The 20,421-nt window shown below is 72.4% G+C and carries 23 protein-coding genes and 1 riboswitch; of the genes, 15 read left to right on the forward strand and 8 right to left on the reverse strand.

The annotated features are described in order from the left end of the window. Positions 1–5: 5 nt before the first annotated feature. Together AB2L28_RS05615 and AB2L28_RS05620 are read right to left on the reverse strand one after the other, a co-directional pair. Positions 6–185, reverse strand: coding sequence for a hypothetical protein (locus AB2L28_RS05615; protein ID WP_370717739.1), 180 nt, complete (start codon positions 183–185; stop codon positions 6–8). A gap of 30 nt (positions 186–215) precedes the next feature. Then, entirely contained in the window at positions 216–1,565 is a 1,350-nt protein-coding gene (locus tag AB2L28_RS05620; RefSeq protein WP_370717740.1) for an ROK family transcriptional regulator, read from the reverse strand. A gap of 115 nt (positions 1,566–1,680) precedes the next feature. On the opposite strand from AB2L28_RS05620, the gene AB2L28_RS05625 reads away from it, so the two are divergent. The 10 genes from AB2L28_RS05625 to AB2L28_RS05670 all read left to right on the forward strand — a co-directional run bounded on the left by AB2L28_RS05625 (position 1,681) and on the right by AB2L28_RS05670 (position 9,691). Beyond that, a complete protein-coding gene (locus tag AB2L28_RS05625; RefSeq protein WP_370717741.1) occupies positions 1,681–2,409 on the forward strand; it encodes an amino acid ABC transporter ATP-binding protein in 729 nt (242 codons plus the stop codon). A gap of 44 nt (positions 2,410–2,453) precedes the next feature. Then, complete coding sequence (locus AB2L28_RS05630; protein WP_490054861.1) at positions 2,454–3,407, forward strand: glutamate ABC transporter substrate-binding protein; 954 nt, start codon at positions 2,454–2,456, stop codon at positions 3,405–3,407. Positions 3,408–3,426: 19 nt separating this feature from the next. Further along, the gene (locus AB2L28_RS05635; RefSeq protein ID WP_370717743.1) at positions 3,427–4,065 is read left to right on the forward strand and encodes an amino acid ABC transporter permease; all 639 of its coding nucleotides are present in this window, start codon (positions 3,427–3,429) and stop codon (positions 4,063–4,065) included. Next, positions 4,062–4,958 (forward strand): amino acid ABC transporter permease, encoded by an 897-nt coding sequence (locus tag AB2L28_RS05640; RefSeq protein ID WP_370717744.1) that lies wholly within the window; start codon positions 4,062–4,064, stop codon positions 4,956–4,958. The genes AB2L28_RS05635 and AB2L28_RS05640 overlap by 4 nt, the downstream gene beginning before the upstream one ends. Continuing rightward, entirely contained in the window at positions 4,951–5,937 is a 987-nt protein-coding gene (locus AB2L28_RS05645; protein WP_370717745.1) for an asparaginase, read from the forward strand. Before AB2L28_RS05640 ends, AB2L28_RS05645 begins: the two co-directional genes overlap by 8 nt. Continuing rightward, entirely contained in the window at positions 5,934–6,680 is a 747-nt protein-coding gene (locus tag AB2L28_RS05650; RefSeq protein ID WP_370717746.1) for a copper homeostasis protein CutC, read from the forward strand. Before AB2L28_RS05645 ends, AB2L28_RS05650 begins: the two co-directional genes overlap by 4 nt. 5 nt (positions 6,681–6,685) lie before the next feature. Beyond that, complete coding sequence (locus tag AB2L28_RS05655; RefSeq protein WP_370717747.1) at positions 6,686–7,678, forward strand: ROK family protein; 993 nt, start codon at positions 6,686–6,688, stop codon at positions 7,676–7,678. Between the two features lie 704 nt (positions 7,679–8,382). Then, complete coding sequence (locus AB2L28_RS05660; RefSeq protein WP_370717748.1) at positions 8,383–8,706, forward strand: ABC transporter permease subunit; 324 nt, start codon at positions 8,383–8,385, stop codon at positions 8,704–8,706. A 38-nt stretch (positions 8,707–8,744) separates the two neighbouring features. Next, positions 8,745–9,572, forward strand: a complete 828-nt coding sequence (locus AB2L28_RS05665; protein ID WP_370717749.1) for a PhzF family phenazine biosynthesis protein — start codon at positions 8,745–8,747, stop codon at positions 9,570–9,572. After that, complete coding sequence (locus AB2L28_RS05670; protein ID WP_370717750.1) at positions 9,569–9,691, forward strand: hypothetical protein; 123 nt, start codon at positions 9,569–9,571, stop codon at positions 9,689–9,691. Before AB2L28_RS05665 ends, AB2L28_RS05670 begins: the two co-directional genes overlap by 4 nt. Positions 9,692–9,701: 10 nt before the next feature. Here the strand turns inward: AB2L28_RS05670 and AB2L28_RS05675 are convergent, their stop codons facing one another. The 3 genes from AB2L28_RS05675 to dprE1 all read right to left on the reverse strand — a co-directional run bounded on the left by AB2L28_RS05675 (position 9,702) and on the right by dprE1 (position 13,337). After that, positions 9,702–10,139 carry a GNAT family N-acetyltransferase gene (locus AB2L28_RS05675; protein WP_370717751.1) on the reverse strand — a complete coding sequence of 146 codons (438 nt, stop codon included), beginning with the start codon at positions 10,137–10,139 and terminating at the stop codon, positions 9,702–9,704. 56 nt (positions 10,140–10,195) lie between these two features. After that, positions 10,196–11,818 carry a GGDEF domain-containing protein gene (locus AB2L28_RS05680; protein ID WP_370717752.1) on the reverse strand — a complete coding sequence of 541 codons (1,623 nt, stop codon included), beginning with the start codon at positions 11,816–11,818 and terminating at the stop codon, positions 10,196–10,198. Positions 11,819–11,924: 106 nt separating this feature from the next. Further along, positions 11,925–13,337: a decaprenylphosphoryl-beta-D-ribose oxidase gene (dprE1, locus tag AB2L28_RS05685; protein ID WP_370717753.1), complete on the reverse strand. Its 1,413-nt coding sequence runs from the start codon at positions 13,335–13,337 to the stop codon at positions 11,925–11,927. A gap of 202 nt (positions 13,338–13,539) precedes the next feature. Here dprE1 and deoC point away from each other — a divergent pair, with 202 nt between their 5' ends. Beyond that, positions 13,540–14,202: a deoxyribose-phosphate aldolase gene (gene deoC / locus AB2L28_RS05690; RefSeq protein ID WP_370717754.1), complete on the forward strand. Its 663-nt coding sequence runs from the start codon at positions 13,540–13,542 to the stop codon at positions 14,200–14,202. A 55-nt stretch (positions 14,203–14,257) separates the two neighbouring features. Beyond that, positions 14,258–15,037, forward strand: a complete 780-nt coding sequence (locus AB2L28_RS05695) for an HAD-IIA family hydrolase (protein WP_370717865.1) — start codon at positions 14,258–14,260, stop codon at positions 15,035–15,037. Between the two features lie 8 nt (positions 15,038–15,045). Here the strand turns inward: AB2L28_RS05695 and AB2L28_RS05700 are convergent, their stop codons facing one another. The 3 genes from AB2L28_RS05700 to AB2L28_RS05710 are packed head-to-tail and all read right to left on the reverse strand — an operon-like array spanning position 15,046 to position 15,957. Beyond that, positions 15,046–15,363: a tetratricopeptide repeat protein gene (locus AB2L28_RS05700; RefSeq protein ID WP_370717755.1), complete on the reverse strand. Its 318-nt coding sequence runs from the start codon at positions 15,361–15,363 to the stop codon at positions 15,046–15,048. Positions 15,364–15,403: 40 nt separating this feature from the next. Continuing rightward, the gene (locus tag AB2L28_RS05705; protein WP_370717756.1) at positions 15,404–15,760 is read right to left on the reverse strand and encodes a metallopeptidase family protein; all 357 of its coding nucleotides are present in this window, start codon (positions 15,758–15,760) and stop codon (positions 15,404–15,406) included. 5 nt (positions 15,761–15,765) lie between these two features. Further along, positions 15,766–15,957, reverse strand: coding sequence for a hypothetical protein (locus tag AB2L28_RS05710; protein WP_370717757.1), 192 nt, complete (start codon positions 15,955–15,957; stop codon positions 15,766–15,768). 194 nt (positions 15,958–16,151) lie between these two features. On the opposite strand from AB2L28_RS05710, the gene AB2L28_RS05715 reads away from it, so the two are divergent. From AB2L28_RS05715 to AB2L28_RS05725, 3 genes are all read left to right on the forward strand, one after another. Further along, positions 16,152–18,443: an SDR family oxidoreductase gene (locus tag AB2L28_RS05715; RefSeq protein ID WP_370717758.1), complete on the forward strand. Its 2,292-nt coding sequence runs from the start codon at positions 16,152–16,154 to the stop codon at positions 18,441–18,443. Between the two features lie 117 nt (positions 18,444–18,560). Beyond that, complete coding sequence (locus tag AB2L28_RS05720; protein WP_370717759.1) at positions 18,561–19,322, forward strand: lysophospholipid acyltransferase family protein; 762 nt, start codon at positions 18,561–18,563, stop codon at positions 19,320–19,322. A gap of 169 nt (positions 19,323–19,491) precedes the next feature. Next, a riboswitch (cyclic di-AMP (ydaO/yuaA leader) is annotated at positions 19,492–19,663 on the forward strand. Next, positions 19,660–20,346, forward strand: a complete 687-nt coding sequence (locus AB2L28_RS05725) for a transglycosylase family protein (protein WP_370717760.1) — start codon at positions 19,660–19,662, stop codon at positions 20,344–20,346. Its footprint overlaps the riboswitch before it by 4 nt. The last annotated feature ends 75 nt before the right edge of the window (positions 20,347–20,421 follow it).

The raw sequence follows: 20,421 nt of genomic DNA on the forward strand, positions 1-20,421 counted from the left end.
GGGGTTCAGGCCGTGCCGCGCGGGGTCTCGCCGTTCAGCGCCAGCACCCGCAGTCGATGCCTCCTGCGCGTCGTGCGTTCCCGGGTTCTGATCCGGCTGGTGGTCCACGAACAGGTCAGCGCGTCCGGGACGTCGAGGTCCAGCCGCTGCGAGGTCTTGCGGATGGTTCTCGCGCAGGCCGTCACCCGATCAGTCCTCGACATTGGCTCCACCGATCAGAACGCCGACCCTGGGGTTGCGGGCGGTGTTCGCGATCGCCCGGCGGGACGGCCCGGCGACGACGGGGGCGGCGTTGACGCGGGTGGCGTTCGGGTTCCACTCCCCGGCGCCGTCGGTGGAGTTGGGGATGCTGGCCGTGGTCGGGTCCTGCCCTCTGCTACCGGGTCGCGAGAGTCGTCGAGAGCTTCACACGCGTCACGTGAGCCGGAGAAAGCGTGGTCCAGGGCGGCCTGCGCACCGCCCGTGACCGCAGCGTGTTGGCCCGTTCGACTGACCACGATGTGCAACCCGTCGGTGATCATCGGCGGGCATTGCGTGTACAACGCTGAGCGCAGTCCCGCGACGAAGGCGTCGGCCCTGCTGAGGTTGCCACCCACCACCAGACGTGCGGGGTTGAAGAAGTTGACGATCGTGGCGAGAACCAGTCCGGTGTTCAGGCCGGCGGCGCGCAGGATCTGTGTCGTCTGCGGATGAGCGTCGCGGGCCAGGACGAGCAGGTCATCGGTCGTGCGCACCTGGATCCCGCTTTCAGCGAGGGCATGCACGAGCGCTGACCCGCTGGCGACGGCATCCAGGCAGCCGACACGCCCACAGGAGCACGGGACCGAAGGCGCATCAGGAACCGGGACGTGGCTGATGTCCCCGGCGAAACCGTGTGCACCCTTGTGGAGAACCCCGCGGGCGATGATTCCACTGCCGATCCCAGAACCTACTTTGATGAACACCATGTCGTCGACGGGGTCATCGCTGACTGCGTGTTCGCCCAGCGTCATCAGATTCGCGTCGTTCTCGACCACGACGGGGACGCCGAGGTACGGCCGGATCAACTCTTGAACGTCTGTGCCGTTCCAGCCCGGCATCCGCGCCGGGGCCACTACCCGCCCGCTGTGAGAACTGACCGGGCCGGGGATCCCGATGCAAGCGGCCAACAGGGGCCCACCCGTGGGGTGCTCGTCGTCCATCGACTTCACCCGTTCGGCGACCAGACGCAGGACGACCTCGGGGCCGTCCGCGATGTCGATGGGCTCGCGGTGTTGCGTGACCTCCTCGCCAGCGGCGTCGTAGAGCCCGATGGCTGCGTGTCGCTCACCGAGGGCGATGCTCACGACCGTTCCCGCCCCGGGCCGCATCTGGAGCATCCGCGGTGGACGCCCGCCGCGTGATGGTGCCGCGGTGCCCTCTTGGAGATAGCCCTGCGACATCAGCTCCCCGACCCGGGCCGCGACGGTGGTGGGGGACAGTCCGGTGATGCGGGCGATGTCGGCGCGTGATGTCGCACGCCCGGAGCGCACCAGGGTGACGATGGCATCGCGTGCGACACGGCTTCCACGAGGTGTGGGGATCACGCCGCCAGTGAAGCACGAGGAGAGCACGAAGTGACAACTTATTACTCCAACAATGGACAAAGTTGCAGGATATCTATTTGTAACACAAGCGACTTATGCTTCCATCATGCCGTCGATGATCAGCATGCGTGAGGTCGAGAAGCACTACGGAGACCTGCACGTCCTGCGCTCGATCAACCTGGACGTTCCAGCCCGCCAGGTCGCCGTGGTCGTCGGGCCGTCGGGGTCGGGGAAGTCCACGCTGTGCCGGACCATCAACCGCCTCGAGCCGATCGATTCCGGAGAGATCCACGTCGACGGGCAACGGCTGCCGGATGAAGGACGGGACCTGGCCCGGTTGCGCGCCGATGTCGGCATGGTGTTCCAGTCGTTCAACCTCTTCGGGCACCACACCGTCTTGGACAACGTGACCTTGGCGCCGCTGAAGGTGCGGCGCAGCGCCCGGGCCGCAGCGCGTGAGGAGGCCATGGAACTCCTGGCTCGCGTCGGTATCGCCGACAAGGCCGACCGCTTCCCCGCGGAGTTGTCCGGTGGACAGCAGCAGCGCGCCGCAATCGCCCGGTCTCTGGCCATGCGACCCAAGGTGATGTTGTTCGACGAGCCGACTTCGGCCTTGGACCCGGAGATGGTCGGTGAGGTCCTCGACGTCATGACCTCGCTGGCCGAGGAGGGGATGACGATGGTCGTCGTCACCCACGAGATGGGCTTCGCCCGCTGCGCCGCCGACCGCGTCCTGTTCATGGACGGCGGGCGCATCGTCGAGGACGCTCCACCGGAAGAGTTCTTCGGCAGCCCCCGCGGGGAGCGGGCCACGTCGTTCCTCGCCTCCATCCTGTCCCACTGATCTGTCCTGCTGACTCACCTCACCCGAAACCTGGAAGGTTCCCCATGGCGCTCTCGTCCTCCGTCTCCCGCCGACCGGTGCTGCTCGCCCTGGCTGCTGGTGTTCCTCTGACTGCAGCCGGCTGTGGCAGCGACTCCGATTCAGGCACCTCCGCTGTCCCCGGTGCCACCAGCAGCGACTCCGGTCTGCAGGCCGTCTACGACGCGGCCCCTCGCGCCGAGGACTCCGCCATGCCCGCAGGCTCGACGATGGCTGCCATCAAGGATCGTGGGAAGCTGCGCGTGGCCGCAGCCCTCGACGCACCGCTCCTCTCGCAGCAGGACCCGACGAACCCCGACAACATCGAAGGCTTCGACATCGACCTGGCCAAACTGCTGGCCATCTACATCCTCGGCAAGCCTGAGATCGAGGTCATCCCGCCTGCCTCGGAGACCCGCGAGGCGCTGCTGGCCAACGGCACCGTCGACGTCGTGTTCAACACCTACACGATCACCGAGGAACGGGCACAGCAGATCAGCTTCGCCGGCCCGTACTTCACCTCCGGCCTCGCCGTCGCCGTCGAGGCCGACAACACCGACATCAAGAGCGTCGAGGACCTGGCCGGAAAGACGGTCATCGTCGGTGCCAACACCCCGGCAGTCACCGCGGTCCCTGAACGGCAGCCCACGGCCGAGGTCGTCAGCTTCGCTACCGACCCGCAGGCCGTTCAAGCCCTCACCCAAGGCCGCGGCGATGCCTACGTGCAGGACTACACGCTGCTGGCCGCCGACGCGGCGAGCAACAGGGACATCAAGATCGTCGGTCAGCCGTTCACCGAAGAGCCGTACGGCATCGGTCTCAAGCACGACGACGCAGACTTCAAGCAGTTCGTGAACACTTGGTTGAAGGCCATCGAAGACGACGGCTCCTGGACGCAGGTGTGGGAGGCAACCCTCGGCACGGTCTCCGACTCCGCCGCACCGACCCCGCCGGCCATCGGTTCCGTCCCCGGTTCCTGACGGGAGTCCCATCGTGCACGTGCTCCTCGACAACCTCGACCCGCTGCTGCGGGCACTGGGTACCACTCTGGTGGTGTTGCTGGTGTCTGCTGCAGGATCCCTCCTGCTGGGCATCTTGGTGACGGTCGCCCGGGTCAGCCCAGTTCCCGTGCTGCGGGCCGCCGCGTTCGGGTACGTGCAGCTGTTCGTCAACGTGCCCCTGCTGGCGCTGCTGCTGCTGGCCGTGTTCGCCTTGCCCGACGCGGGTCTGGTGATGCCGCTGACGACCACGGTCATCGTCGTCCTCGTCGTCTACGAAGCGGCCTACGTCGCCGAGGCGGTGCGCAGCGGGGTGAACTCCGTGCCGCCGGGACAGGTCGAGGCCGCCCGGGCGCTGGGGTTCACCCTCACCCAAGTGCTGCGACTGGTGATCGTCCCCCAGGCCCTGCGGACCGTCGTCCAGCCGCTGGGCAATGTCATGATCGCCCTGCTCATGAACACCGCACTCGCCGCGACGGTCGGGGTTGTCGAACTCACTTCTGCGGTCAACAAGGTGAACCTCGTCGAGGCCCAACCCATCCCGATCTTCGCCGCCGCGGGCCTGGTGTACATGGCGATCGCACTAGCAATCGGCTTGGCAGCCGGACGCATCGAGAAGAAGGTGGCGATCAGCCGATGAGCACCGCGACCCCGTCGGCGAAAGCGATCGCCAAGCCCCCCGCCAAGGCCGTCCGCCGCAGCCACTCCTCCTCTTTCCTCTACGACGAACCCGGTCCCCGTGCTCGCCGGCGGATCCGCCTCGCCTCCGTGCTCAGCGTGCTGGCGCTGCTCGGGCTCTTGGCCGCGGCGCTGGCGCAGTTCGCCTCCCGCGGCCAGCTGGACGCCGACCGTTGGACACCGTTCGCACAGTGGGCGATCTGGAACTACCTGATCGTCGGGTTGTGGGGCACGGTGAAGGCTGCCGCCGTCGTGGCCGTCATCGCCTCCGCCGCGGGGGTCGTACTGGCCCTCGCCCGGCTCAGTCACCAACGCCCCGTGCGCTGGGTGGCGACGGCCTGGATCGAGATCGCCCGCACCCTGCCTGTCCTGCTGCTGATCTACCTGATGCTGTTCGGCCTACCCGCGTACGGCATCAACCTGCCGTTGTTGTGGAAGCTCGCGATGCCGCTGGCGATCGCAAACTCCGCCGTCGTGGCCGAGATCGTTCGAGCCGGAATCCTCAGCCTGCCGCGTGGCCAGGCCGAGGCCGGCGCCAGCCTGGGCATGACCCGCTGGCAGGTCATGCGTCACGTCGAGCTCCCGCAGGCTCTGCGCACCGTCACCCCCTCGCTGGTGACGCAGCTCGTCAGCCTGCTCAAGGACACCTCGCTCGGCTACGTCGTGGCGTACACCGAACTGCTGTACCGCGCGCAGGTGCTGTCCGCCTACAACCGCCTGCTCATCCAGACGTTCCTCGTCGTTGCGCTCGTCTACTTCGTGTGCAACGGCAGCCTGTCCTACCTCGCCTCGCGGTTGCGGGTGCGCGCCGGCCACCGCAGTGCCGCCGGAGAACTGGAGACCACCCGTGGCTGAGAACGCCACCCCACCCCTGGTCGAACTCGCCGTGGTCCGCCGGTCCGGACTGCTCGAGAGCCGCCATCTCGGCGCCCTGTTCGCCCTCGACGCCGCCGGGAACCCCGCGGCCGAACTCGGCGACGTCGATGCTCCCGTGCTGCCGCGATCGACGACCAAACCGCTGCAGGCGCTGGCCTGCCTGTCCGTCGGCGCCCCGCTGGAGGGACCGGCACTGGCAATCGCCGCAGGCAGCCACACCGGCACCGACGCCCACGTCGAGGTCGTGCGCACCGTGCTGGCCGAGGCGGGTCTGACCGAGGACGCGCTGCGCTGCCCCGTGGACTGGCCCGAGGACGAACCCACCCGCAACTCCCTGGTCCGCGCCGGGCAGGAGCGCAGCCGGGTGCGGATGAACTGCTCCGGCAAGCACGCGGCGATGCTGCTGGCCTGCCGCGTCAACGGCTGGTCCACCGAGGGCTACCTCGAGACGACGCATCCGCTGCAGCAGCGTGTGCGCGCCGTCACCGCCGAGTTCACCGAGGCACCCGTGACACACGACGCCGTGGACGGCTGCGGCGCGCCGCTGTTCGCCACCACCGTGCGAGGGCTGGCCACCGCCTTCCGTGCACTGCAGCGAGCTGCTGCCTCCGAGCCGGCGGGCCGCGTCGCCGCCGCGATGCGTGCGCATCCGGAGTTCGTCGGCGGGCACGGCCACGCCAACACCGAGGTCATGCGCCGCGTCCCCGGGACCGTGGCCAAGGGCGGTGCCGAAGGGGTCATCGGCCTCGCCGGCCCGGACGGACAAGCCGTGGCGATGAAGATCATCGACGGGAACCCCCGCGCGACCACCCTGCTGGCGCTGGAGGTCCTCACCGCCCTCGGCGTGGACGTCTCGGAAGCTGCGGATCTGCGCGTCGTACCCGTCCTGGGTGGCGGCGTGCGCGTCGGCGAGGTCGCTCCAGGTGCCGCGGTGCAGGCGTGGGTGGCCGCCCGGTGAGTGCCGACACTGCCGTCGAGATCTGCATCGACGACGTCGACGGGGCTGTCGTGGCGCAGGAGTGCGGAGCGGCGCGCGTCGAGGTGTGCGCTGCGTTGTCCGAGGGCGGGACGACGCCCAGCTGGGGGGCGTTGACGGCGATCTTGGCCCGCGTGCAGCGTCTGGAGGTCAGCGTGCTGGTACGTCCGCGAGCGGGGAACTTCACGTACTCCGTGGCCGAGACGGACACCCAGCTCGCCGACATCGCCGCGGTCCGTTCTCTCAGCGCCCCACCGGACGTGCGGCTCGGCGTCGTCGTCGGCCCGTTGCGCGCCGACGGGACCGTGGACACCGACCTGCTCAGGCGTCTCGTCGCCGCCGCCGGGGACCTGCCGGTGACCTTCCACAGAGCTTTCGACACCCTTGCCGACCTGTCCGGTGCGCTGGAGACGCTCATCGACGCCGGTGTGACCCGGGTGCTGACCTCCGGCGGCGCCCGCACCGCTCTGGAGGGCGTCGACGTGCTGGCCGGTCTCGTCGCCCACGCCGGTGACCGGATCGAGGTGATGGCCGGTGGCGGGGTGCGCGCGTGCAACGCTGCTGAGCTCGTCGCGCGCACCGGTGTGCCCGCCGTGCACCTGCGTGCCGGCGAACCCGTCGTCACAGCGGCCAGCTCTGCGACCGACATCAGCTACGACGTCCCGCGCCAGGTGACCGCCCCTGGACCTGTGCGCGCCGTCGTCGCCGCACTGGCCGAGTGGTGAGCGCGGTGAACGAGAGGGACGCCGTGCTCGCTGTCGACGTCGGCGGTTCCTCCCTCAAGGGCGCGGTGGTCACCGCCGCGGGGCACACGCTGGCCCCCAGCACGCGACCCACCGGCACCGGCGCTGCAGCTGTCGAGGCGATCACCCGCTTCTTGCTCGAGCTGGCTGACCAGGCCCGGGCGATGGGGGTCCGGGTCGCCGGGGCGGGCGTCGTCACGCCGGGAACCGTGGACGAGGGAGCAGGCAACGTCGGTTACGCCTCCAACCTGGAATGGCGAGACGTTCCGCTTCGAGACCTGCTGAGCGCCGGCACCGGTCTGCCGGTGGCCACCGGACACGACGTGCGGGCGGCCGGCCTGGCCGAACAGCTCTTCGGCGCCGCCCGCGGCATCGACGACTTCGTTCTCATCCCCATCGGCACCGGCGTCGCCGCGGCGCTGCGCACCTCTGGACACGGAGTGGTGGGGGCCACCGGGGCAGCCGGCGAGCTCGGCCACATCCCCGTCGTACTCGACGGGGAGCGTTGTCCCTGCGGGCAGCGGGGGTGTTTGGAGGTCTACGCCTCCGGCGGCGGGGTCGCTCGCCGCTACGCGGCTCGCACCGGTGTTCCCTCGCGGGCTCAAGATGTCGTGGCACGGCTCGGGCACGACACAGCGGCCGATGAGGTGTGGCAGGACGCCCTCGCGGCCCTGAGCAGCGGCCTGACAACCCTGACGCTGTTGCTCGACCCGCAGGTCATCGTTCTCGGTGGAGGCTTCACCGCTGCCGGAGACGCCCTTCTGGTCCCGTTGCGGCAGCGACTGACCGAGCAGCTGACCTGGCGGCCCTCCCCTGAGGTGCGCCTGTCCCAGTTGGGGACAGACGCCGGTAGGAGCGGCGCCGCTGTCTTGGCCATGCGCCAGCAAGGCATCACGCCGCCACCGGAGCTGCAGTCAGCCACGACGAGTGCGGTCGTCGAACCTGCTTCTGGTCGACCGGCTCTCCGGACGCACGTGTGAAGCACTCAACGACTCCCACGGACCGGCAGCGGGCACAACCCACCCACGGCCAGCATCGACAACCCCACCAACGGTGCCGGGAGTGGAACCCGAACGCCACCCGCGTCAACGCCGCCCCAACCGCCACCGGGTCCTACTGCGTCACCTGGCCCTCGCCGAGGTCTTCGGGGTTCTTCCACAACGCCCGACGGGCTCCCTCGAGCGACTTCGCCGCGCCCGTAGCCTGCAGAGCCCACCGTCCCGATCCAGCCCTCCCCGTCCGCCGACACGTACGTGATCTGCGCCGCCCGCTTCCCTCCCGGGTTCTGCCCGGATCCGCCGGAGGCGTCGAGCTCGTCGAAGGACCCGGCCAAGGACTCCTCGTCCCGCCCCGACCCGCTAGGGCGAACTCAAGCTCACACACGCGTCAGGAGAGCCAAACCTGATGTGCCCCACCTCGGTGGAGTCGTCCTGACTGCTCGTCGTGTCCGCGAGCACGACGGGGCAGATCTTCAGCTACCCGCCCAACCTGCTGCCGAGCACGCACCTGATGGAGAACCTGCGCAACGTCGTCACCAACATCGACCTGCTGGGAGCGGTGCTCAACTCGTTCATCGTCGCCGGGTCGCTCGCCGTCCTCGTCGTGCTGCTCGACTCCCTGGCCTCCTCCGCCGTCGCGAAGCACCGGTTCCCCCGGCCGCGACGTCCTCTTCGGGATCCTGCTCGTGACGTTCCTCGTCCCGGGAAACCTGTCCCTCGTGCCGAGCTTCGTGCTCATGTCGGAGCTGGGGTGGGTGGGCCAACTGCCGGCCCTCGTCGTCGCCGGCGCCGCCAACGCGTTCGGCACCTTCCTGCTCCGGCAGTTCGCGCAGGCGTCCATCCCGGACGAGCTCATCGAGTCCGCCACCCTCGACGGCGCGGGGTTCTTCCGCACCTGGTGGTCGATCGTGATCCCGATGCTGCGCGGCGGCCGGGCGCTCATCGGGATCTTCCTCATCGGCTCGCGGCACTTCATCGCCGACATCGCCGCGGGGGCGCTCAAGGGCTGATCCCACCGGAGGCGGCGGAGCGCAGTAGGGTCGCGCGGGTGGACGTCCTGCGTTACGCCGCCTTCACCGACGACCCCGCCGGCGGGAACCCCGCGGGGATCGTGCTCGACGCGACGGGAGCCTCGGCCGAGCAGATGCTCGCCGTGGCCGCCGAGGTGGGGTACGCCGAGACGGCGTTCGTCGTGGGACGGACCGACGAGCGCCACCTGTCGATGCGCTACTTCTCCCCGCACGCGGAGGTCCCGTTCTGCGGGCACGCCACGGTCGCGACGGCCGTCGCCCTCGCGACGCGGCACGGGGACGGGGAGTTCACGTTCGACACCCCGGCGGGCACGATCGCGCTGCGCGCCGCCGCGGGAAGGGCGTCGTTCACGAGCGTGGAGCCCTCCGTCGCCGACCTCACCGGCCCCCAGCTCGACGGGCTCCTCGACCTGTTCGGCCTCGCGCCCGACGACCTCGACCCCCGGTACCCGCCGCGGGTCGCGGCCGCGGGCAACCGGCACCCCGTCCTCGTCCTCCACGACGCCGACCGCTTCGACGGGTTCACGTTCGACCCCGCCCGCGCGCGCCGGGTCCTCGACGACAACGGCTGGCCCGCGACCCTGACGGTGGCGCTGGCCCGCGACACCCTGGTCTTCGAGGTGCGCAACGTCTTCCCCGTCGGCGGCATCACCGAGGACCCGGCGACGGGGTCGGCGGCCGCCGGGCTCTGCGGTTACCTGCGGGAACTGGGGCTGGTGGACCCGCCCGCCCGCGTGACCATCCACCAGGGGCGGCACGTCGGCCGGCCCGGGCTGATCACGGTCGACGTGCCGCCCGGCGGGGGTGTCGTCGTCAGCGGTGCAGCCGTGCCGATGCCCGCGTGAGGCTGCGCCGGTCCGCGCGCGCCCTCGTCGTCACCACCGCACCCGCCGACCTCGCCGCCCTGGTGCCGAGGGCGTCGCGGCTGCCCGCCGGGGCGCCGCCGCTGGTCGTCGGTCCGTGACCGCCGGACCTCACGGTGGCGTCGGGTCGGACCCGTCCTCACGTGGCCGCCCCCTGCTGAGGTGCACGAGCCCGGCCTCCGTCGGCCTGAACCCGCAGGCGTCCCGGTAGAAGGACGTCAGCTCCGGCAGGAAGTCGACGTGCAGCCACTCGCACCCCGCCGCAGTCGCCTCCCGCACCGCGCGCTGCACGAGCGCCGTGCCGATCCCCCGCCGCTGGTGGGAGGGGCGGGTCCCGGTGTCCAGCAGGAACGCGTGGTCGCCGCCGTCCCACGCGACGTTGACGAACCCGACGAGCAGGTCGTCGTGGGCCGTGACCCAGCCCAGCGAGTGCTCGCGCACGCGGGGCCACCACCCCGGTGCGGGGCGTCCGCCGTGCGAGGCGACGAGGTCGAGCAGGTCGGCGTCGGTGAGGGCACCGCGCCAGCGGTACGTCGGGGTCCCGGGCACGCAGCCAGCGTGCGCGCCGGCACGGGCGAGGTCGAGCGGTTTCCCACCCGAGGGGGTCAGCCGGCGCGCACCTGGTTGCGGCCGCCCGCCTTCGCGGCGTAGAGGCGGGCGTCGGCGGCCGACAGCAGCGACGTCTTGTCGCCCCCGTCGGCGAGGACGGCCACGCCGGCGCTGACGGTGATGCCCCGGCCCGGGGTGGCACCGGACCAGTCGAACCCGGCGACCGTACGCCGCACCCGCTCGGCGAGCTCGGCGGCGGCACCGTCCGCGCCGCCGGTGAGGACGACGAGGAACTCCTCACCGCCCAGCCGCGCGGCGAAGGCCGTGCCCGAGGGGCTGTCGGCCGCGGACCGCTCGAGGATGCCGGCGGTCAGGCGCAGCACCTCGTCCCCGGCCTCGTGGGAGAACGTGTCGTTGACGGACTTGAAGTGGTCGAGGTCGAACAGGACCGCGCTCACCGCCGGGCCGCCGTGGCGGGACTCCTCCACCAGCGCGGGCAGCTTCTCGTCGACGAAGAGTCGGTTGCGCAGACCGGTCAGCGCGTCGCGCCGGGCCTCCTCGCGGTACCGGGCCGCCTCGGCGCGGGCGACGTCCGTCTCGAACACCGCCTGCCGGGCCCGGGCCTGCGCCTCCCGTTGCTCGGACAGCAGTTCCCGGTCGGCGGCGTAGAACTCCTTGTGCGTCTCGAAGGCGGCGCGGTGGTCCCCCAGCGCCGCGTGCACCTCGGCCTGCTCGGCCAGGAGTTGCGCGCGGACCGTGCGGAAACCCGCTCCGGTGCAGGCCGAGCGGGCCTGGGTCAGCACCTCGGCGGCGGCCGCCGGGTCGCCCTTGGACCGCAGCACGATCGCCAGGGTCAGCAGGTAGACCGGTTCGTCGTCGGCGTTCTTGGCGTCCATCGCGGCGCTCGTGGCGACGGCCGCGCGGGCCGAGGCCTCCGCGGCGTCCAGCTCCCCGCACAGCAGCTGGACCCGGGCGACGGTGTCGAGCGTGTTCGAGTTCAGGGCCATCCCGTACTGCGCGCTGAGCCGGTGCAGCAGTTCGAGCTCACGGCGGGCCCCGTCGGCGTCGCCGCGTTCGAGCTCGGAGTAGGCGCGGTTGTTGACGATGCGCAGGTGCAGCTGCCCGTCGCCGACGGCGAGCTCCTCGGCCCGCGAGTACCAGGTCCGCGCGTCCTCGACCCCTCCCATCTCGTCGAGGAGGTCCGCGACCGTCAGCAGGACCCGGATCTGCAGGCGCTGCGACACCCCCTCGGAGAACGCCGCGACGGCGTCGAGGGCGTGTTCGAGGGCCGTCGGGCGGTCACCGAGGTCGCGCAGGACCCGGCACAGCACCCAGGAGGCGCGGACGGTGACCTCGGCGCCGCGGACGGCGGCGTCGTGCTCGGTGAGCAACCGCGTCACGATGTCGGCCGCCGTCGGCGAGTCGCCCGCGCGCTGGACGGCCTCCGCCTCCCCGACGCGGGCGAGCGCGAGGCTGGACACGTCCCCCAGCTGCGCAGCGCGGGCGGCGATGTCCCGGGCGTGCGCGGCCGCCTGGTCCGGGTCGCGGCCGACCAGGTCGTCCAGGTCGTCCAGGTCGGCGCGGACCGCGCTGAGCGCCGCCTCCCGGGACGTCCCCGCCGCAGCGGGTTCGGCGGCTGCGGGATCGACGGCAGCGTCGAGCGTCAGGTCACCCGGCACCGCCACCACCGCCCTCCACGCCCGCGTCCCGGACGGGACCTCTCGGGGGTGTCGGCACGCCGGGGGCCCGGCTTGACCTCCCGGGACGATCTCGCGCCGGCGGGCCTCAGCCCGTGACGAGCCGCAGGCGACGGGCCTGGTCGGAGACGAACTTCCGCTCGGGGTCCACCGCGTCGCGCACCCGGCGCCAGGCCGGCAGCTCGGGGTACATGCGGGCGAACCGGTCCGCGGTCGTGCGCGAGTCCTTGGCCAGGTACAGCCGGCCACCGGCGTCCAGGACCATCTCGTCGAGCAGGTCGCAGAGCTGGTCCAGGCCCTTCTTCACGGGCAGGTCGACCGCGAGGGTGTAGCCGCGCTGGGGGAAGGACAGCGGCGCGTCGTTGCCGTCGCCGAAGCGCTTGAGGACGTTCAGCGCCGAGATGTGGCCGGAGTCGACGATGGCCTCCATGCTCGCGCGCAGCAGGTCGGCCCGCTCGAACGGGACGACGAACTGGTACTGCAGGAAACCCCGCGGACCGTAGGCGCGGTTCCAGTCCGCGAACAGGTCCAGCAGGTGGTAGAACTGCGTGATGTTCTGCACCACACCGGACTTGGTCTTGGACTTGCGGTAGTAGACCTCGTTCAGCGCCTTGGCCGTCAGGGTGTTGAGCATGCCGGGCGGGAAGACGTCCGGGAACGTCGCGAGCTGGGGCGCGTCGAACTTCAGCGGGTCCTTGCGCAGCTCCGGCGGCAGGTCGGACAGCTTCGCCGAGGAGCCCCGCAGCAGGAACCCCCGCCCCATGTGCTGGCCCTTGGTCACCGAGTCGAACCACGTCTTGGAGTACGTGTAGTTCTCGTCGTTGTGCTGCAGGCGTTCGAGCATGTCGTCGAAGTCGGTGGCCTGCTCGACGTCGGCGATGAAGTACGAGGTCTCCACGCGGTCCAGCCGGATCTTCGCGCGCAGGACGATGCCCGTCAGGCCCATGCCCGCGGTGGTCGCGAGGAACAACTCGCGTTCCGGGCCGTCGGGCGTGAGCGTGCGGATCTGCCCGTCGGCCGTCAGCAGGTCCATGGACAGCACGTGCCGGGTGAAGGTGCCCTGGGTGTGGTGGTTGCCACCGTGGATGTCGGCGCCGATGGCGCCGCCGACGGTGACCTGGCGCGTGCCGGGCAGGACGGGCACCCACAACCCGTGCGGGACGACGGCCCGCAGCAGCTTGTCCAGGGAGCAGCCGGCGTCCACGTCGGCGACGGCCGCGTCGACGTCGACGTCGTGGATGCGGTCCAGCGCCGACGTGTCGACGACGAGACCGCCGGCGTTCTGCGCCGGGTCCCCGTAGGACCGGCCCAGGCCGCGGGCGATGACCCCGCGCGGCCCGGCGGTGCGGACGGCCTCGGCGATGACGTCGAGGTCGGCGGTGTGCAGGACGGTCGCCGTCGTGGGGGCCGTGCGGCCCCAGCCGGTGAGGCGTTCGGTCCGGCGCTCGGCGGACGGCGACGCGGAACGGGACGCGGGCTTCAGGCCGGGGATGCTCACCACGGGGGCGAGCCTAACCGCCGGCCCCGACGAGCCCTCTCGTCCCGGCCGCAGGCTCGGGGAGCCGGTCCGCGCTCCCCGCCCGAGGCCACGCGGTGATCGACGGGGGCGGCAGGGACGAGCACGACGCCGCCGGGCGGGCGGCGCCGTGCCTGAGCGGACCGAGGCGCCCCGCGACGCGCGCCAGGTGGCAGACTCGGCGACCGTGAGCCCGCGCACCCGCACCGACGTCGCCCACCTCGTCGACCACACCCTCCTCAAGCCGGAGGCGACCCCCGCCGACGCCGCCGCCCTCGTCGCCGAGGCCCGCGAGCTCGGTGTCCTCGCCGTGTGCGTGTCCCCCACGATGCTGCCGCTGGCCGACACCGGTGACCTCGTCGTCGCGACCGTGTGCGGGTTCCCGTCGGGCAAGCACACCAGCGCCGTGAAGGCGGCCGAGGCCGCCGCCGCCGTGCAGGCCGGTGCCGACGAGGTGGACGTGGTCATCGACGTCGGCGCGGCCCTGGCCGGGGACGTGGACGCCGTGCGCGACGACGTCGCGGCCGTGCGGACCGCCGCGCCCGCCCCGACGGTGCTCAAGGTCATCGTCGAGTCCGCGGCCCTGCCCGACGACGTCCTCACCGCGGTCTGCCGGGCGGCCGAGGACGCGGGCGCGGACTTCGTCAAGACGTCCACGGGTTTCCACCCGACCGGCGGGGCGACGGTGCACGCCGTCGAGGTCATGCACGCCGCGGTCGGCGGGCGGCTGGGCATCAAGGCCAGCGGCGGGATCCGGACGACCGAACTGGCGCTGGCGCTGCTGGACGCCGGGGCGACCCGGCTCGGGCTGTCCGGGTCGGCGGCCGTCCTGGCGGGCCTGACCGACTGAGCACGACCACGGGCACGGCGACGGGATCGAGGGTGGACGCGTGGAGGGCAACGAGATGAGCGACGCGAACGGCATCGAGTGCTGGCTGACCGACATGGACGGCGTCCTCGTCCACGAAGACCACGCGCTGCCCGGTGCGGCCGAGTTCCTGCAGCGGCTGGCCGACGCCAGCCGCCGGTTCCTCGTGCTGACCAACAACTCGATCTTCACCCCGCGCGACCTCTCGGCCCGGTTGTCGCGCAGCGGCATCGAGGTCCCCGAGCAGAACATCTGGACGTCGGCGCTCGCGACGGCCGACTTCCTGGCCCGGCAGATGCCGGGGGGCTCGGCGTACGTCATCGGTGAGTCGGGTCTGACGACCGCCCTCTACGAGGCGGGCTACACGATGACGGACACCGACCCCGACTACGTCGTCCTCGGGGAGACCCGCACGTACTCGTTCGAGGCCATCACCAAGGCGATCCGCCTCGTCGAGGCCGGTGCCCGGTTCATCGCCACGAACCCCGACGCCACCGGCCCCTCCAAGGAGGGGTCGCTGCCGGCGACGGGGTCCGTGGCGGCGCTCATCACGCGGGCCACCGGGGCCGAGCCGTACTTCGTCGGCAAACCCAACCCCATGATGTTCCGCTCGGCGATGAACCGGATCGAGGCGCACTCGGAGACGACCGCGATGATCGGGGACCGGATGGACACCGACGTCGTCGCGGGGATCGAGGCCGGGTTGCGGACGTTCCTCGTCCTCACCGGGTCCACCAGGCGCGACCAGGTCCGCCGGTTCCCGTTCCAGCCGTTCCAGGTCGTCGACGGGATCGGCGACCTCGTCGACCTGGTCTGAGCCCCGGGTCAGACCTCCGCGCCGAGGACGTGCGCCATCACGCGGTGGCCGCGGGCCTCGTCGTGCCGGCTCTGCCGTTCCAGGGCGCGCGAGAGCAGCAGGTGCGCGAAGGCGTCGGACGGGGTGCGGCGCACCAGGTCCCGCGCCTGCTCCTCCGCCTTGGTCAGCATCGCGGCACCGAAGTAGCTGCGGGCGAGCAGTTCGCGCAGGGAGCGGTCGTCGGGGTGACGGCGGACCAGGGGTTCCAGCGACCGGACGGCGTCGGTGAACCGGCGCTCGTCGAAGGCGTCGCGGGCCATCTCGAAGCTCAGCAGGTCGATGTTCACGGGTTCCACAACCCGTGCGCCGGACCCCTGATTCCGCGGGTCAGGCCCAGCCCAGCTCGTGCAGGCGGGCGTCGTCGATCCCGAAGTGGTGCGCGATCTCGTGGACCACGGTGATCCCGACCTCGGCCACCACCTCCTCGCGGTCGCGGGCGATCGCCAGCGTCGGCCGGCGGAAGACCGTGATGCGGTCGGGCAGGGCGCCCGCGGCCCACCACCCGTCGCGCTCGGTCAGCGGGGTTCCCTCGTACAGCCCGAGGAGGTCCTGCGCGAAACCCTCCGGCGGGTCGTCCTCGACGAGGACGACGACGTTGTCCATCGCCCGGGCCAGGGCGTCGGGGATGCGGTCGAGCGCGTCCGCGACGGCCTCCTCGAACTCCTCGCGCGAGAGCTCCACCACGGCGCTCAGCCGCCGACGAGGACGCGTCGGCCGTCGAGCTCGCGCACCGCGGCCCGGCCCGGCCGCTCGACGGGGACCGCGTCCACCCCCGGGACCGCGCCGGCGGGCGCCGCCCCGGTGCGCAGGCGCACGAGGGCGGGGTCGGGGGCGGAGCGCGGGTGCGCGACGACGGCCACCCGGTACCGGGGGTGCCTCACCGGCCGTCGCACGTCGCTCACACCTCGATCCCGGGGGGACGACCTCCAGCTGTCGAGCACGACGTCTCAGCTCCTCCTCGGGTCGGCGGCACGGGGTCCACCGGGGGAACGACCCGGGGCCCGGTCCGGTTCTCCGGTCGTGCGCGCCCGCCGGACGGACGGAGGGGGGCGGCATCCGTGGCAGGATCCTCCGCGTGCGATTGGCTGAGCAGCTCGACGGCAAGCGGTTCCTCCTGACCGGGGTGACGGGCTTCATCGGTGAGGCGCTGCTGCAGCGCCTGCTCGTCGACCTGCCGGGCACGACGGCCGTGGCGCTGGTGCGCCCCAAGCCCGGGCAGAGCGGCGAGGACCGCCTGCGCTCGGTGCTGCGCAAGCCGATCTTCCGCGCCGCGGGTGAGGCCGACGACCTGCTGAAGACGCGCGTGGAGGCCCTCGAGGGCGACCTGTCGGACGTGCCCGAGCTGCCCACCGACATCGACGTCGTCGTGCACTGCGCGGGGGACGTCTCGTTCGACCCGCTCATCCAGGACGCCTTCACCACGAACGTCACGGGCACCCGCGCCCTCGTCGAGCGCACGCTGGAGGCCGGTGAGCGCGGTGGGCGCGCGGTCCACTACGTCCACGTCTCCACCGCCTACGTCGGCGGCCGTCGCCGCGGCGCCGTGCCCGAGCGGGCCGTGGAGCACCAGGTCGACTGGCGCACCGAGACCGCCTCGGGGCTGCGGCTGGCCGCGCGGATCGAGGAGGACTCCCGGCTCGAGGGCCGGCTGAAGGGCTTCCTGCGCGCCGCCGAGCGCGACCACGGGCGGGCGGGTCCGCTGAGCGTGGCCGCCGGGGCCGAGGAGCGCCGCGTCGCGTGGGTCAGCGCGCAGCAGAAGGCGGCGGGCAAGGAGCGCGCCCGGACGCTGGGCTGGACGGACTGCTACACGTTCACCAAGGCCATGGGTGAGCGGCTGGTCGAGGAGATCGCCGCACCCGTGGTCCCGACGACGATCCTGCGCCCGAGCATCGTGGAGTCCGCGGTCAAGCACCCGCACCCGGGGTGGATCGAGGGTTTCAAGATGGCCGAGCCGATCATCCTGGCCTACGGCCGCGGTGAGCTCACCGAGTTCCCGGCCGCCCCGGACTCCGTCCTGGACGTGGTGCCGATCGACCACGTCGTCAACGCGATCCTCAAGGCCTCCGCCACGCCGCCGCCGCTGTCGCAGCCGGCGTACTACCACGTCACCTCCGGCGCCCGGAACCCGCTGACGTTCCGGCACATCTACGAGTACATCCGCGCCTACTTCACCGAGCACCCGTTCGACACCTCCCCGGCCGTCATGCCGACGTGGGACTTCCCCGGCGGCCGGGCGGTGGAGCGCAAGGTGCGCGCCGGGGAGCTGCTGACCGGTGCCGGCAACCGCGTGCTGGCCCTGGCGCCGCGGTCGGCCAAGGTGCGCGAGGTCTCGCGCACGCTCGACAAGGCCCAGCGCCAGATCGAGTTCGCCCGCCGGTACATGGACCTGTACAAGGCGTACACCGAGGCCGAGCTGCGCTTCGTCGACGACCGGACCCTCGCGCTGCACCGGTCCCTGGACCCGGCCGACGTCGAGACGTGGGGCTTCGACACCTCCGAGGTCGACTGGGACCACTACTGGCTCCAGTCGCACTGCCCGAGCGTGACCGCGCAGATGCGCAAGTACGACGAGATCCGCCGGCGCCGCACCCAGGCCGCCGCGAGCGGCCCGCGCGAGCTGCGCCCGGCCACCGAGGGCGCGGCCCCGGTCGTCGCCGTCTTCGACCTGGCCGGGACCCTGCTGCCGGGCACCGTCGTGGACACCTACCTGACGCTGCGGCTGTCGTCCCTGGACGCTCCCGCCCGCATCGCCGAGTTCGGCCGGATCATGCGGCACCTGCCGGGGTGGATCGCCGCCGAGCGCCGGGACCGCGGCAGCTTCCTGCGCTCGCTGTTCCGCGGGTACGCCGGCGTCGACCTCGACGCCCTGGAGGCCTACGTCGACGACGTCTTCGCGCCGTCGTTCCTGCAGCAGGTCTCCTCGGACGCGCTGCGGCGCATCCAGGCCCACCGCGACGCCGGCCACCGCACGATCCTCATGACCGGGGACGTCCGGCAGGTGACCCGGCCGCTGGAGGGTCTGTTCGACGAGGTCGTGTGCACCGAGCTCGACGAGACCACCGCGGACGGCCGCCGCCGCGCCAGCGGCTTCCTGACCTCCCCGCCGCTGGTGGGCGAGGCGCGCGCGGCGTGGTTGCGCCGCTACGCCGAGGTCGAGGGCGCGAACCTGGCCGCGAGCTACGCCTACGCCGACTCCCACGTCGACCTGCCGCTGCTCAAGACCGTCGGCAACCCGACGGCCGTCTCCCCCGACGTGCCACTGTTCCGGGTGGCGCGCGCCTCGCGCTGGCCGGTGGCCGACTGGGCGGCCTCCTCCCCGACCCGCCGGTTGCGGGTGCCGCAGCAGGTGCTGGCCGGCACGGACTGAGCGGCGCGGTACCGGTCGGGCCGGTGGTGGCGCCCGACCCGGCGGCGGGGGCCGTGGCAGGATGCCTCCTGTGAACTCCGCACCGCCAGTGACCGCCGGTGTGTCGAGGACCGAAGGATGGCGAGGCTGATGGGGATCCCGCGACCGACCCGGATCGTGCGCGCACTGCCGTCGCTGCGCAAGCGCTCCACCGGCCCGTCCGAACCCGGTGAGGGCGGGCGCGCCGTCCACCGCAACGACTGGGTGCGCTCGGCGCCGGCGACGACCGTCCGCGCCACCCTGCAGCGGGTGCTCATGACCCCGCTCATGAAGTCCCAGGTGCGCCTCCACGTCCACGACGTCGAGGCGCTGGACCGGCTGGGGACCGCGGCCGTCCTCGTCGCCAACCACTCCTCCCACCTCGACGCGCCCGTCATCCTCGAGGCGCTCGGACCCCGCCGCCGCCGGCGCGTGGCCATCGCGGCCGCGGCCGACTACTTCTTCGACGTCTGGTGGCGGGCGGCCCCGTCGGGCCTGGTCATCGGCACCTACCCGCTGGAACGTCGCGGGGGCCGCGGGCAGAACCCGTCGGCGCAGCTGCTGGCCGACGGCTGGAGCCTGGTGATCTTCGCCGAGGGCGGGCGCAGCTACACCGGCGAGATGCGCCCGTTCAAGAAGGGGGCCGCGTACCTGGCCCTCGACGCGGGGGTGCCGGTCGTGCCCATCGCGCTGCGCGGCACCTTCGACGCCATGCCGCCGAAGAAGAACTGGCCCGTCAAGGGGCGACCGCCGATCCACGTCACCTTCGGCGAACCCCTGCACGGTCGTGAGGGCGAGAAGGCCGGGGAGTTCACGACGCGCATCGAGGAAGCCGTCGCGAAGCTGCTCGCGAACAGCTGACCCGGGGCCCGCTCGCGTGATCTGCGTCACGCGGGGGGTGCCCGCGCCGCTCGCCGCCGCGGCCCGGGGTCACGACGGGGTCGCGGGACGGTGTACGGCGGGCGGCTGACTTGTTACCGTCAGGACGTTCCCGGGGTTCCCCGGGGACACGGCCGCGGAACGCCGAGTCCTGCCCACCGCGCCGGAAGCAGAGCCCGTGGGCAGGAGCGGGGGACCCACACGTTCCTCGGACGACCGCTCCGGCGGGAGTCCTCGGGGTGAAGCCGCGCCCGCGCGGCCGGGTCAAACCACCTTCGACCCGAACCCGACAGCTGACCTCGCAGGCGTTGGAGGTCACATGTCTGCGATCCGTCGCGCCCCCGCGCGCCACCGCGCGCCCGGCAACACCAAGCTCGTCCGTCGTGGCCTGCTCGCGACCGCGGCCGCCGGTGCCGCCGGCGCTGCGCTGCTCGCCCCGGTCTCCAGCGCCTCGGCCGCTCCCGTGCAGGAGTGGGACCGCCTCGCGCAGTGCGAGTCCAGCGGCAACTGGCACATCAACACCGGCAACGGCTACTACGGCGGCGTCCAGTTCAGCGCCCGCACGTGGACCGGCTTCGGTGGCGGGCAGTTCGCCCCGCGCGCCGACCTCGCCTCCCGCGAGCAGCAGATCGTCGTCGCCGAGCGCGTCCTGGCCAAGCAGGGCTGGCGCGCGTGGCCGTCCTGCTCCCGCAAGCTCGGCCTGCGGGGTGCGGCCGACCCGGCCGGCATGGAGGCCGCGCTGCTGCACCCGGCGCCCGCGCCGGCTCCGGCGCCTGCTCCTGCTCCTGCTCCTGCTCCTGCTCCTGAGCCCGCCCCCGCTCCGGCCGCCGAGGCCGCACCCGCCGGTGTTCGCACCCACGTCGTCGCCCCCGGCGACACGCTGTACCGGATCGCCGTCAACAACGGTGTCGCCGGCGGTTACGTGGCCGTGTGGAACGCCAACCGCGCCGCCATCGGGGACAACCCCGCGCACATCGTCGTCGGTCAGGTGCTCGTCCTGCCCTGACGACCCGGGGCCTGCCGGCCCGCGCGACGTGCGACCCGCCCCGGGTCCGGCCCCGGCCGGCCCGGGGCGTTCGTC

Origin of the sequence: Kineococcus mangrovi (assembly GCF_041320705.1) — a bacterium.
Lineage (GTDB): Bacteria > Actinomycetota > Actinomycetes > Actinomycetales > Kineococcaceae > Kineococcus > Kineococcus mangrovi.